Genomic DNA, 11,996 nt, shown 5'->3' with positions numbered 1-11,996 from the left:
AAGCGACGTGAGCGGCCTCGCCGAGAGTCAGCGCAGGCAGACGGGGCCCGTACGGGGCCGGCCCCGCAGTGAGGCCGTGGAGCGGTCCATCATCGAGGCCGTCATCGAGCTGCTCGAGGACGGCGTGCCGCTCGCCGAACTGTCCATCGAGCGCATCGCCCGTACCGCGGGCGTCGGCAAGGCCACCATCTACCGCCGCTGGAACGGCAAGGAGGAGCTCTTCGTCGATGTCGTGCGCACCGCCGAGCCCCCGGACGCGGAACTGCCCGGCACCTCGATGCGCGACGATCTCGTGGCGCTGCTCGAGCAGTTGCGCCAGCGCGGGCTGATGACCCGTTCCTCGGCGCTGCTGCACAGTGTCTTCGCCCAGATGAAGAGCAGCCCGAAGGTGTGGGACGCCTACCACGCGATCGTCATCGCGCCCCGGCGCCGCAAGCAGGTCGCCATCCTGCGCCGGGGGCAGGCCAACGGCGAGCTCCGCACGGACATCGACGTCGAGCTGGTCAACGACCTGTTCATCGGCCCCATGCTCTTCCGCACCATCATGCAGCCCAACGCCGCGCTGCCGGAGGGCCTCTCGGAACAGATCGTCGACACCGTCCTGGAAGGCCTACGCCCCGTCAGTTCCTAGGGCCGGCCCGGACCCGCGGTCCGCATGTGCGCGTTTCGTCACAGAGGGCGCTTTCCCCATCGCGACAGGGAACTCGGAAAGGCGACTTGTACGTCATCGCCCCCGTACGGTCGTCATGGGACGACGAGATGGAGGCCGATCATCCCCTAGGGTCGTACGGGGGTCTGAGACCCCACGGCAACGGGGCGAACGGCTGCACGGCAGGTAGTGAGGCGACGGTATGGCGCAGCAGGCATACGTGACGGAAACGGCGGAAGGCGGCTCGGGACCCGAGCACCGCAGAGACCGGTTCCGGCGCCTGCTCGGCCGCCCACTCGAGGGCTGGCGCGGTGACCGGAGGATCTGGCGCCGCGGTCTCGTCCTGACCGCCCTCGCGGTGATCCTCGCGCTGGTGATGCTGCTGCACGCGCAGATCCCGAACGCCATCGGCAACCTCGGCAGTCTCATCGAGACCTTCCTGCCCTGGCTGGGCCTGTTCGTCCCGGTGCTGCTCCTGTGCGGCTTCCTCCGCCGGTCCGCCACCGCGCTGATCGCGGTGCTGCTCCCGGCGGCCGTGTGGCTGAACCTCTTCGGCGGGCTGCTCTCCGACAAGTCCGCCACCGGGGGCGACCTCACGGTGGCCACCCACAACGTCAACGCCGACAACCCCGTCCCGTCCGGCACCGCCCGGGACGTGGCCGCCTCCGGCGCGGACGTGGTCGCCCTGGAGGAGCTGACCGCTTCGGCGGTGCCGGTGTACGAGAAGGCGCTGGCGTCGACGTACAAGTACCACGCGGTCGAGGGCACCGTGGGGCTGTGGAGCAAGTACCCGCTGACCGGCGTGAAGGCCGTCGACATCAAGCTGGGCTGGACCCGGGCCATGCGGGCCACGGTGGCCGACCCGGACGGGCAGGTCGCGGTCTACGTCGCCCACATGCCGTCCGTGCGGGTGAAGATGGAGGCCGGGTTCACCGCCCGGCAGCGCGACAAGAGCGCCGACGCACTGGGCGAGGCCATCGCCGACGAGAAGCTCCCGCGCAAGATCCTGCTCGGCGACCTCAACGGCACGATGAACGACCGCGCGCTCAACGCCGTCACCTCCCAGATGCGCTCCACGCAGGGCGCGGCGGGCAGCGGCTTCGGGTTCAGCTGGCCGGCGTCGTTCCCGATGGCGCGGATCGACCAGATCATGGTGCAGGGCGTGGAGCCGGTGAGCTCGTGGACGCTGCCCGAGACCGGCAGCGACCATCTGCCGGTGGCGGCCCGTGTGAGCCTCGCCACCTCGTCGTAGCCCACGGCAGCCCCTGGAATACCGGGCCCGGGCAGGTTTGTTCCGTACTTGAACATACACGCGTACGGAACTCCGCTCTCCCCTGAAAGGCTCGGCTCTTCATGCCCTTGGCCCTGCTCGCACTGGCCGTCGGCGCCTTTGGTCTCGGCACCACCGAATTCGTGATGATGGGCCTGCTGCCCGACGTCGCAAGCGACCTCGGCATCTCGATCCCCACCGCCGGTCATCTGGTCTCGGCGTACGCGCTGGGCGTGGTGATCGGCGCCCCGCTGCTCGCCGCGGTCACCGCCCGGATGTCCCGTCGCAAGGTCCTCATCGGCCTGATGGGCCTGTTCGTGGCCGGCAACGCGCTCTCCGCCCTCGCCCCCGGCGAACACTGGCTGCTCGCGGCCCGCTTCCTGAGCGGACTGCCGCACGGTGCCTTCTTCGGGGTGGGCGCGGTCGTCGCCACCGGCATGGTGGCGCCGGAGCGCAAGGCCCGCTCGGTGTCCCTGATGTTCCTCGGCCTGACCCTCGCCAACATCGCGGGCGTGCCCGTCGCCACGCTCATGGGCCAGCACCTGGGCTGGCGGGCGACCTTCCTCGGCGTCAGCGCGATCGGCCTGGCGGCGATAGCCTCGCTGGCGCTCCTCATCCCGCACGACCACGCGCACGCCCCCGCGGTGGGCCTGCGCCGCGAACTGGTCGCCCTGAAGTCGGTGCCCGTCTGGCTGGCGCTCGGCACGACGGTCGCGGGCTTCGGCGCGCTGTTCTCCGCGTACAGCTACATCACGCCGATGCTCACGGACTCCGCCGGCTACGCCGACTCCAGCGTGACGCTGCTGCTCGCACTGTTCGGCGTGGGCGCGACGGCGGGCAACCTGGTCGGCGGACGGCTCGCCGACCACTCGCTGCGCGGCACCCTGTTCGGCGGCCTGACCTCGCTGATCGTGGTCCTGGCCCTGTTCCCGGTACTCATGTCGGCGCAGTGGAGCGCGGCGGTGGCGGTCGTGCTGCTGGGCACGGCGGCCTTCGTGACCGGCTCCCCGCTCCAGCTGATGGTCATGGAGAAGGCCTCGGCCGCCCCCTCCCTGGCCTCCTCCGCCAACCAGGCCGCCTTCAACCTGGCCAACGCCGGCGGCGCCTGGATCGGCGGCCTCGCCCTGGCCGCGGGCCTCGGCGCGACGTCCCCGGCGCTGACGGGTGCGGCCCTGGCCGTGCTCGGCCTCGGGGTCGCCGCGGTGGCCGCGGTCGTGGACCGGCGGCGCGTGGACGTGTCGCCCGGGCGGGAGCGTGTGGTCGCGACCCATCTGCCGGAGCAGGCGGAAGCCGTACGGTACTGAGCGGTCGTACGACGCGAAGGGGCGCCCGGTGCACGCCGGGCGCCTCCTTTTTTGCTCTGTCTCTTTTGCTCTGTCGGCGTCCTGTAGGCCCGTGTAGGCGGCCTGTCGGTGGTTTGTCGGTGGGGGCTGGCACCGTCCTCGGTATGACGCGAATCGACAAGAACCCCAAGAGCGGGGACTCCGCCGTTTCCGTGCGGGGGCTGGTGAAGCACTACGGCGAGACGAAGGCGCTGGACGGCGTCGACCTGGACGTGCGCGAGGGCACCGTGATGGGTGTGCTCGGGCCGAACGGCGCCGGCAAGACCACCCTCGTACGCATTCTGTCCACCCTCCTCTCCCCGGACGCCGGGCACGCCACCGTCGCCGGGTACGACGCCGTACGGCAGCCCCGTCAGCTGCGGCGGGTCATCGGGCTCACCGGGCAGTACGCCTCGGTGGACGAGAAGCTGCCGGGCTGGGAGAACCTCTACATGATCGGGCGGCTGCTCGACCTGCCCCGTAAGGAGGCCCGCACCCGGGCCGACGAACTGCTGGAGCGCTTCTCGCTCACGGACGCGGCGAAGCGGCCGGCGAGTACCTACTCCGGCGGTATGCGGCGCCGGCTCGACCTCGCCGCCTCGATGATCGGCCGGCCCCAGGTGCTCTTTCTGGACGAGCCGACCACCGGTCTCGACCCGCGCACCCGCAACGAGGTGTGGGCCGAGGTCAAGCGGATGGTCGGGGACGGGGTCACCGTCCTGCTGACCACCCAGTACATGGAGGAGGCCGAGCAGCTCGCCTCCGAGCTGACCGTGGTGGATCACGGCAAGGTCATCGCCGACGGCGCCATCGAGGAGCTCAAGGCGAAGGTCGGCGGGCGCTCGCTGCGGGTACGGCCCGTCGACCCGCTGCAGCTGCAGCCGCTCGCCGGCTGGATCGACGAGCTCGGCATCACCGGGCTCGCCACCTCCACCGTGGACACCGAGAGCGCCACCGTCATCGTCCCGATCCTCAGCGACGAGCAGCTGACCGCCGTGGTCGGCGCGGTCACCGCGCGTGGCATCACCCTCTCCTCCATCACGACCGAACTGCCCAGCCTGGACGAGGTGTTCCTGTCCCTCACCGGCCACCGCGCCAGTGCCCCGCAGGACACCGTCCCCACCGACACCCGCGAGGAGGTCGCCGTATGAGCGCCGCAACCGCCACCACGATCGACGCCGACGCCCGGATCCCGCTGCGCGGGCATCTCCGGCACACCGGCGCCCTCATCCGCCGCAACCTGCTGTGGATCCGGCAGGACCCGGAGTCGATGTTCGACGCCATACTGATGCCGGTCGTCTTCACCCTGCTGTTCGTCTTCGTCTTCGGCGGCTCGATCGGACAGGCCCTGGGCGGCGGGCAGGACGGATACGTCCAGTACGTCATCCCGGGCATGATCGCGATGATGAGCATGACCCTGTCCCAGGGCGTGGGCACCGGCTTCAGCCAGGACTTCAACTCCGGTGTCATGGACCGCTTCCGGTCCCTGCCGATCGGGCGCGGCTCGGTGCTGTTCGCCAAGATCTACGTGGAACTGCTGCGGATGCTGTTCGCGACCACCGTGCTGATGATCGTCGCCGTCCTGGTCGGCTTCGACATCCATCACTGGGCCGGGCTGTTCGCGGCGGTCGGCCTGTCGGCCGTGTTCGCCTCCTCGATCATGTGGGTGTTCCTCACCCTGGGCGTGATCCTGAAGAACGCGCAGTCCGTGCAGGCGATGGGCTTCCTGGTGCTGTTCCCGCTCCAGTTCGGCTCCTCGATCTTCGCGCCGACGAACTCGATGCCAGGCTGGCTCCAGCACTTCACCGACTACAACCCGCTGTCCACGCTCGCCGACGCGGCCCGCGGGCTGATGGTGGGCGGCCCGGTCGCCCACGACCTGTGGGTGACGCTCGGCTGGTCGGCGGCGATCACGGCGGTGGCGGCACCGTACGCGATTCACAAGTTCCGTACGAAGAACTGACGTTCGGCGTCGGTGCGCGTCACACCAGGGCGGCGGCCTCCTGCGGGGAGAGGCCGTCGCCCTCCGCGTACGCCGACTCGTAGGCCGCGTCGCCGAGCACCGCGCGCAACTCCCGCTCGGCGTCGCCCCGCACGGTCCGCTCAACGGTCGTCGGGACATGGTTGCGCGGCAGCAGCGCGTCCCCGACCCCGAGGCAGCGGGCTCCGTCGCGGGCACGGGCGCCGCCGTCGGCCCCGGCGAGGGCGAGCCCGGCGGTGTGCAGGTACATGGTGCGCATGTGCGGGGCGATAGTCAGGGCCAGCGGGTCCTCGGACTTCTCCAGCGCCCGGCGGGTCAGCGTCAGGCACTCCTCGTAGCAGCCGTCGATCGCCTCCAGCCAGGCCTCCGAGCCGAGGATGAAGGCGTCGAAGATGACGAAGTGGGCGATGCCGAACTGCTCACGCAGCAGCCGCAGTTGCTCGCGCGCCTCGGGAATCCGGCCGGTCAGGCCGAGCCGGCCCGCGAGGAACATCCGGGAGGCGGGCATCGCCTCGTTGCGGGCGCCGTCCTGGTCGGCGATCACCTCGCGCAGCAGCAGTTCGCCGCGCTCGGCCTCCCCGGTCTCCAGCAGCACGCTGCCCAGCCGGGCGTTGAGCACGGACTTCTGGGCGCGGGCGCCGAGTTGTTCGGCCCGCTCGATCGCGCTCTCGTAGTCGTCGGCGGCCGCACGCCACTCGCCCTTGCGCTCATGGGCTTCGGCACGTGCGGAGAGCGCTTCGGCGGTGCCCCACAGATCGCCGATCCGCTCGTAGATCTCCAGCGCCTCCTCGGCGTCCTGGATGGCGTCGCCGGCCCAGTCGGAGCGGTTGGCGAGCAGGTTGGCCCGCCACTGGAGGGCCGCGGCGAGCTCCCAGTCGTAGCCCGGGGTGGCCCGGCAGGTGTCGACGGTCGCCTGGATGACCTTCCGCAGCCGCTCCATGTCCCCGGTGAGCATGATGGCGAAGAACCACAGGGAGCCCGGCATCCGGCAGGTCTGCGCCATGCCGGGCTCGTAGGTGGCGGCGATGGCCCGCAGCTTCGCCTGCGCGTGCTGGTTCTGCCAGGCGTCCAACTCGGTGTCCATGCAGGCGAGATGGACGAGGTGCGCGCCGCGCCGGGCCTCTTCCAGCACCTCGCCTGTCCACGGCGGCGGGGTGTCCGTGCAGCGCTCCCACACCGGCGCGGCGGGGCGGACCGGCTCGGTGAAGGGGTCGGGGCCGAGGCCCTGGACGTCGCGGGACCAGTTGCGGGCCTCGATGCGCAGGTCACGCATCTGCCAGTACCAGGCCAGTGACAGCACCAGGCACAGCCCCTCCTGCTCGTCGCGGTCGGCGACGGCACGACGCAGGGCGGTGCGGAGGTTCTCGTACTCGCGCTCCAGGCGCTCGATGGCGGTGAGTTGGCTCGGTCCGCGCAGCAACGGGTCGGTGGTGCGTGCGAGTTCGCGGTAGTACGCCAGGTGCGCGCGCTCGGCGTCGGCGCGCGAGCCGTCCGTCTCGTCGAGGCGCTCGCCGGCGTATTCGGCGACGGTCTCCAGGAGCCGGTAGCGCATCTCGCCCTCCCCCGAAGGAGCGGCCACCACAAGCGACTTGTCGACGAGCGAGCCGAGCGCGTCCAGCGCGGCGGGCCCGCAGACGGCCTCGGCGGCGGCCAGATCACAGCCGCCGGCGAACACCGACAGCCGCCGCAGGACGTCCCGTTCCTCGCCGTCGAGCAGGTCCCACGACCAGTCGACGACGGCCCGCAGGGTCTGCTGGCGGGGCAGCACGGTACGGCTGCCGGAGGTGAGCAGCCGGAAGCGGTCGTCGAGCCGGTCGGCGATCTGACGTGGCGTCAGCATCCGCAGCCGGGCGGCGGCGAGCTCGATACCGAGGGGCAGCCCGTCGAGGCGCCGGCAGATCTCCGCACAGGCCGCCGCGGTCCCCTCGTCGCCATCGACCCGGAAACCGGGCCGGGCCGCGGCCCCCCGGTCGGCGAACAGCCGCAGCGCGACCGGCTCGGGCAGTGGCTCCACGGGCCGCAGCAACTCCCCCGGTACGCCCAGGGGTTCACGGCTGGTGGCCAGGACGGTCAGCCCGGGACAGCGCTCCAGGAGCGTCTCCGTCAGACGGGCGGCCGCGTCGACCACGTGCTCGCAGTTGTCGAGGATCAGCAGCATGCTGCGCCGGCCGCAGTGCTCGGCGAGCCGCTCGACGGGGTCGTCGAGCCGCTCGCTCCCTGCGGCGCGCATCGCCTCGGCACCGGCGCCGTACAGCACGGTCTCGCGGGCACCGACGGCGGTGAGCACGGCCTCGGGCACGGCGTCCGGGTCGTCGACCGGCGCGAGCTCGGCCAGCCACACCCCGTCCCGCACCACGTCCCCCACCGCCTCGGCGGCCTCCTGCGAAAGCCGCGTCTTGCCGGCCCCGCCCGGCCCGAGCAGCGTGACGAGCCGTGCGGCCGCGAGGTCCTCGCGGATGGCATCGATGTCGGCTTCCCGGCCGACGAAGGAGGTGAGACGGGCACGGAGGTTGCCGGAGGGCGGAGTGGGAACGGCGGCCGGACGAGCGGCGTCGGCGGCGGATCCGCGACCGCCCTCCTGACCGGACCCGGTCGCCCCGCTCCGCCCGAAGCCGACGCCGGACACCCGGCTGTCCTTTCCGCCCTGGCCGCCCAGTCCGCCCCGGCCGTCCGCGGCGGACGGCTCCGGACGCAGCAACTCCCCGTGCAACGCCCGCAGTTCGGCGCCCGGGTCCGCTCCCAACTGGTCCGCGAGGATCTGCCGTACGGACTCGTACGCCGCCAGCGCCTCCGCCGTGCGGCCCGTGTCGCGCAGGGCGCGCAGACGCAGGGACTGGAGGGGTTCGTCGAGGGGGTGGGTGTCGCAGAGGGCGGTCAGTTCGGGGAGGGACTGGTCGGCGTGGCCGAGGGCGAGCGCGGCGGTGTGACGGGCGCGCAGGGCGTCCAGACGGCGGGCCGCCGCGCGCGCCGCCTCGGCCGTACGGTCGGGCAGATCGGCCAGGGCCGGACCCCTCCACAGAGCGAGGGCGTCGTCCAGGACCACGGCCGCCTTCGCGGGGTCACCGTCGGCCAGCGCCCGCATGCCGTCGCCGGCGAGCCGCTCGAAACGGTGCAGGTCGATGTCGTCCGGCCCCGCCGTCAGCCGGTAGCCGCCCTCCACCGAGGCGATCGCATCCGCCCCGAGCGCGCGCCTGAGCCGCCCGACCAGCGCCTGCAGCGCGCCGGTCGCGTCGGCCGGCGGGTCGTCACCCCACACCTCGTCCACGAGAAGGCTCACGGGGACGGTACGGCCGGGCCGCAGAGCGAGCACGGTCAGCAGCGCGCGCAGCCGCGTGCCGCCGACCGGGACGGACGTACCGTCGGGACGGAGTGCCTGGGTGGTGCCGAGGATGCGATAGCGCACGGGTGCATTGTCTCCGGTGTGGTCGGGGCCGGTCACGGGGTTCCGCTCGCGGGGTGTTGACGGGTCGTACGCCCTCGGATGGATGGGGCCGGTCCGGGTCCGGGCAGTCGCAGTGCACGCGGCCGCGGCCCCACGGACTCACGCCCTGCTCAGCCCTGCCAGCAGCGCGGCCAGCTCGTCGGCCGGCAGGCCCTCGGTCTCCGTACCGGGCGGCGAGCCGGGCGGGATGCCCCGGGTCCTGCGGACGGTGTGCGACAACGCCGAGTCCGTGTCCGGGACCTCCAGGGTGACCACGATCCCCGCCTCGGACCGCGCGTCCCCGCCGCCGGCGAACCACTTCGGGCTCGCGTCCACCGACCGCAGCGAGCGGCGCCCCGGCACCGGCTCCCAGGTCCTCGAACCCGGCTCCGTCTCGCCGTACTCCTGTGTCACGACCTGCACGCACCGCACCTGGCCGCGGACCTCGGGCAGCCGGCCGCCGTGTGTCTCGACCGTGAGCAGCCCGACGAGCCGGTCCGAGCCGCCCGGTGCCGCAGCACTCTCCCCGACCCCGACGACCAGGCCGTTGCGGTCCCGCAGCACCCGCTCGGCGCCCTGTTCCACCGGGCCCGCGAGCTCGGTGAGCTGGTCCCGCCAGCCGCCCCCGAGGACGTCGGCGGCGGCATGGAACAGCAGCGGCCAGCGCACCTCCTCCCCCACCGAGAACGGCGTACCGCAACACTCCAGCTGCCAATCCGCGTAGAACACATGCCACAGCCCCATGTCCCCACCCTTCCACGGAACCTCCGCCCCGCCCCAAGACGTTTTCACCTGGGCCCGGTACCGTCGGGCCGTCCCACCGCGCGCAGGTCCAGTCCAGGGAGCCCCATGACCACCGCCACCACCCGCCACAGCGACCGGCGGATCAGCCCGGTCTTCATCGGGATCGTCGCCGTGACGGCGGTGACGGGCTGGGCCACCTGGACCGGATTCGCCGAGCGGACGGACATCGCCGTCTTCCTGTTCGTGACCGGCGCCTGGATCGTGTCCCTCTGTCTGCACGAGTACGCGCATGCCCGCACCGCCCTGCACAGTGGCGATATCTCAATAGGGGCGAAGGGCTACTTGACCCTCAACCCTCTCGCCTATACCCATGCCCTGCTCAGCATCGTGCTCCCCGTCATCTTCGTGATCATGGGCGGCATCGGGCTGCCCGGCGGCGCGGTGTTCATCGAACGCGACAGGATCCGCGGCCGCTGGCGGCACAGCCTGATCTCCGCGGCGGGCCCCCTCACGAACGTCCTGTTCGCGATCGCCTGCACGGCCCCGTTCTGGCTGGACTCCCTCGACGGCGTACCCCGGGAGTTCCGCTACGCGCTGGCCTTCCTCGCCCTGCTCCAGATCTCCGCCGCGATCCTGAACTTCCTGCCGGTCCCGGGCCTGGACGGCTACGGCATCATCGAGCCCTGGCTCTCGCACGACGTCAAGCGCCAGATCGAGCCCTTCGCCCCCTTCGGCCTGCTGTTCGTGTTCGCACTGCTGTGGGTGCCGCAGATCAACAGCGTGTTCTTCGACCTGGTCCACGCGGTCCTGAACGGACTCGGGGTCAGCGAGGCGGAGGCGTCGAACGGCTGGAGCCTCTACCGCTTCTGGTAGGCGTCGGCCTTGCCGCGCTTGACGTAGTACCAGCACATGTTGGACGAGAGCCCCGCCAGCAGCACCCACACGATCCCCAGCCAGCTGCCCTGTGTGAAGGAGACGACCGCCGCCGCGACGGCGAGCAGGCAGACGGCGAGGGCGTAGAGGGCGAGGCGGGGCATTTCCATGGGCTCCTGTCGGGGGGACACTGCGGTGCTTCGCCGACCAGTGTCCCCCATCGGCTCACACGTCCGTGACCCGCAGCCCCGCGTGCGCCTTGTACCGCCGGTTGACCGAGATCAGGTTGGCGACCAGCGACTCCACCTGGTGGGCGTTGCGCAGCCGGCCCGCGAAGATGCCGCGCATGCCGGGGATACGGCCGGCCAGCGCCTGCACGATCTCCACGTCCGCCCGCTCCTCACCGAGCACCATGACGTCGGTGTCGATCTCCTCGACCTCCGGGTCCTGGAGCAGCACGGCCGACAGGTGGTGGAAGGCGGCGGTGACCCGCGAGTCCGGGAGCAGGGCCGCCGCCTGTTCCGCGGCACTGCCCTCCTCCGGCTTCAGCGCGTAGGCGCCCTTCTTGTCGAAGCCGAGCGGGTTGACGCAGTCGACGACGAGCTTGCCGACGAGTTCCGCACGCAGCGACTCCAGCGTCTTGCCGTGGCCGTCCCACGGCACGGCGACGATCACGATGTCGCTGCGGCGCGCGGTCTCGGCGTTGTCGGCGCCCTCGACCCCGTGCCCGAGTTCGTCGGCGGCGGCCTGTGCGCGGTCGGCGGCCCGGGAGCCGATGATCACCTTCTGCCCGGCACGGGCGAGTCGGTAGGCGAGGCCCTTGCCCTGCGGCCCGGTCCCGCCGAGCACGCCGACGACGAGTCCGGAGACGTCGGGAAGGTCCCAGGGGTCCTTGGCGGGAGCCTTCTGTGCAGCACTGTCGGTAGAGGTCATGGGCCCGACTTTACGTCCGCCCCGCTCGCCCCGGCCGGTCGGGTGAGCGGGGTCACGGGCCCCCGCCCGACGGTGATCCGTCGTCCTCCGTGGCTCTCTGCCCGGTTCGGGCGAATTCGGGGTGAACCACCGGTCGCGGACGTCCGCTTGCGGCAGGATGCGACCCCATGGACGCCGTACGGGTCGCGCTGCTGCGCGAAGTGCTCGCCGGGACCGAGTGGTGGGGAGCCACGCGACGCTTCGCGGGCGTACTGCGGGGGTCCGTGGTCTCGCACGGCGGCGGGCTGCTCCTGGTCGGCACGCCCGCGTACGAACCGTGGCACCTGGCGGCCCATCTGGTCGACGAGGCCGCCTGGTCGGGCACACCGGAGCTGGCCCCCACGCTCGTACGCCACAACGCGCGCCCCACCGACCCCGCGCATCTGTCGGTCGGCCCTGGCCGGCTCGCGGCGGCCCGGCGTGGCGAGACCCTGCTGGTGGTGTCCCCGGACCGGCCGGACACCCCGCTTCTGGAGCACGTGTACGACGCCCGACGGGCCGGCGCGACGATCCTCTCCCTCGGTCCCGGCGAGGGTGAACTCGCCGCGATGGCCCACGAGTCGCTGGCCGTACCGGAGGGCACGGACCTGGACCTGGACACCGTGCAGCACCTGGTGAGCGCGGCGGCCGGAGAGAACGCCGTGCCCACCCCCAGGGGTCGGCGGCGATTCCGGGACCGGCTGTCGCGACTGGCCGACCAGCTGACCGCGCCGCCTCCCGCCCGCTGGTAGCCGCGAAAAGCGGTTGCCGGACCGGGATGCCTC

General features: G+C 72.2%; 11 protein-coding genes. 7 read left to right on the top strand and 4 right to left on the bottom strand.

What is annotated here, in order from left to right:
* The first annotated feature begins 7 nt into the window (after positions 1-7).
* From OG841_RS33240 to OG841_RS33220, 5 genes are all read left to right on the top strand, one after another.
* Complete coding sequence (locus OG841_RS33240; RefSeq protein ID WP_328638004.1) at positions 8-631, top strand: TetR/AcrR family transcriptional regulator; 624 nt, start codon at positions 8-10, stop codon at positions 629-631.
* 220 nt (positions 632-851) lie between these two features.
* On the top strand, positions 852-1,901 hold the full coding sequence (locus OG841_RS33235) for an endonuclease/exonuclease/phosphatase family protein (RefSeq protein ID WP_328638005.1): 1,050 nt from the start codon (positions 852-854) through the stop codon (positions 1,899-1,901).
* A gap of 101 nt (positions 1,902-2,002) precedes the next feature.
* Entirely contained in the window at positions 2,003-3,223 is a 1,221-nt protein-coding gene (locus OG841_RS33230; protein WP_328638006.1) for an MFS transporter, read from the top strand.
* Positions 3,224-3,366: 143 nt separating this feature from the next.
* On the top strand, positions 3,367-4,392 hold the full coding sequence (locus OG841_RS33225) for an ATP-binding cassette domain-containing protein (protein ID WP_328638007.1): 1,026 nt from the start codon (positions 3,367-3,369) through the stop codon (positions 4,390-4,392).
* On the top strand, positions 4,389-5,204 hold the full coding sequence (locus OG841_RS33220) for an ABC transporter permease (protein WP_371567738.1): 816 nt from the start codon (positions 4,389-4,391) through the stop codon (positions 5,202-5,204). The genes OG841_RS33225 and OG841_RS33220 overlap by 4 nt, the downstream gene beginning before the upstream one ends.
* 19 nt (positions 5,205-5,223) lie before the next feature.
* Here OG841_RS33220 and OG841_RS33215 read toward each other — a convergent pair whose 3' ends face one another.
* Positions 5,224-8,625, bottom strand: coding sequence for an AfsR/SARP family transcriptional regulator (locus OG841_RS33215; protein WP_371567735.1), 3,402 nt, complete (start codon positions 8,623-8,625; stop codon positions 5,224-5,226).
* A gap of 138 nt (positions 8,626-8,763) precedes the next feature.
* The gene (locus OG841_RS33210; RefSeq protein WP_328638010.1) at positions 8,764-9,387 is read right to left on the bottom strand and encodes a DUF6578 domain-containing protein; all 624 of its coding nucleotides are present in this window, start codon (positions 9,385-9,387) and stop codon (positions 8,764-8,766) included.
* Positions 9,388-9,492: 105 nt separating this feature from the next.
* Here OG841_RS33210 and OG841_RS33205 point away from each other — a divergent pair, with 105 nt between their 5' ends.
* The gene (locus OG841_RS33205) at positions 9,493-10,260 is read left to right on the top strand and encodes a site-2 protease family protein (protein WP_371567731.1); all 768 of its coding nucleotides are present in this window, start codon (positions 9,493-9,495) and stop codon (positions 10,258-10,260) included.
* On the opposite strand, the gene OG841_RS33200 is transcribed toward OG841_RS33205, so the two are convergent.
* Together OG841_RS33200 and npdG are read right to left on the bottom strand one after the other, a co-directional pair.
* Positions 10,245-10,481 (bottom strand): hypothetical protein, encoded by a 237-nt coding sequence (locus tag OG841_RS33200; RefSeq protein WP_307074843.1) that lies wholly within the window; start codon positions 10,479-10,481, stop codon positions 10,245-10,247. The two genes, OG841_RS33205 and OG841_RS33200, sit on opposite strands and share 16 nt — an antisense overlap.
* Before the next feature lie 4 nt (positions 10,482-10,485).
* A complete protein-coding gene (gene npdG / locus OG841_RS33195) occupies positions 10,486-11,193 on the bottom strand; it encodes an NADPH-dependent F420 reductase (RefSeq protein WP_371567727.1) in 708 nt (235 codons plus the stop codon).
* Between the two features lie 167 nt (positions 11,194-11,360).
* On the opposite strand from npdG, the gene OG841_RS33190 reads away from it, so the two are divergent.
* Positions 11,361-11,963: a hypothetical protein gene (locus OG841_RS33190; RefSeq protein WP_328638013.1), complete on the top strand. Its 603-nt coding sequence runs from the start codon at positions 11,361-11,363 to the stop codon at positions 11,961-11,963.
* Positions 11,964-11,996: the final 33 nt, after the last annotated feature.

Origin of the sequence: Streptomyces canus (genome assembly GCF_041435015.1) — a bacterium.
GTDB lineage: Bacteria > Actinomycetota > Actinomycetes > Streptomycetales > Streptomycetaceae > Streptomyces > Streptomyces canus_G.
The sequence above is the reverse complement of the archived record's forward strand: the minus strand, read 5'-3'. Positions and strand labels throughout refer to the sequence as shown.

Excerpts from the sequence above, each read along its gene's own strand:
- OG841_RS33235 (WP_328638005.1), top strand. The coding sequence starts at position 852 with ATGGCGCAGCAGGCATACGTGACGGAAACGGCGGAAGGCGGCTCGGGA.
- OG841_RS33230 (WP_328638006.1), top strand. The coding sequence starts at position 2,003 with ATGCCCTTGGCCCTGCTCGCACTGGCCGTCGGCGCCTTTGGTCTCGGC.
- OG841_RS33225 (WP_328638007.1), top strand. The coding sequence starts at position 3,367 with ATGACGCGAATCGACAAGAACCCCAAGAGCGGGGACTCCGCCGTTTCC.
- OG841_RS33220 (WP_371567738.1), top strand. The coding sequence starts at position 4,389 with ATGAGCGCCGCAACCGCCACCACGATCGACGCCGACGCCCGGATCCCG.
- OG841_RS33210 (WP_328638010.1), bottom strand. The coding sequence starts at position 9,387 with ATGGGGCTGTGGCATGTGTTCTACGCGGATTGGCAGCTGGAGTGTTGC.
- OG841_RS33205 (WP_371567731.1), top strand. The coding sequence starts at position 9,493 with ATGACCACCGCCACCACCCGCCACAGCGACCGGCGGATCAGCCCGGTC.
- OG841_RS33200 (WP_307074843.1), bottom strand. The coding sequence starts at position 10,481 with ATGGGGGACACTGGTCGGCGAAGCACCGCAGTGTCCCCCCGACAGGAG.
- npdG (WP_371567727.1), bottom strand. The coding sequence starts at position 11,193 with ATGACCTCTACCGACAGTGCTGCACAGAAGGCTCCCGCCAAGGACCCC.
- OG841_RS33190 (WP_328638013.1), top strand. The coding sequence starts at position 11,361 with ATGGACGCCGTACGGGTCGCGCTGCTGCGCGAAGTGCTCGCCGGGACC.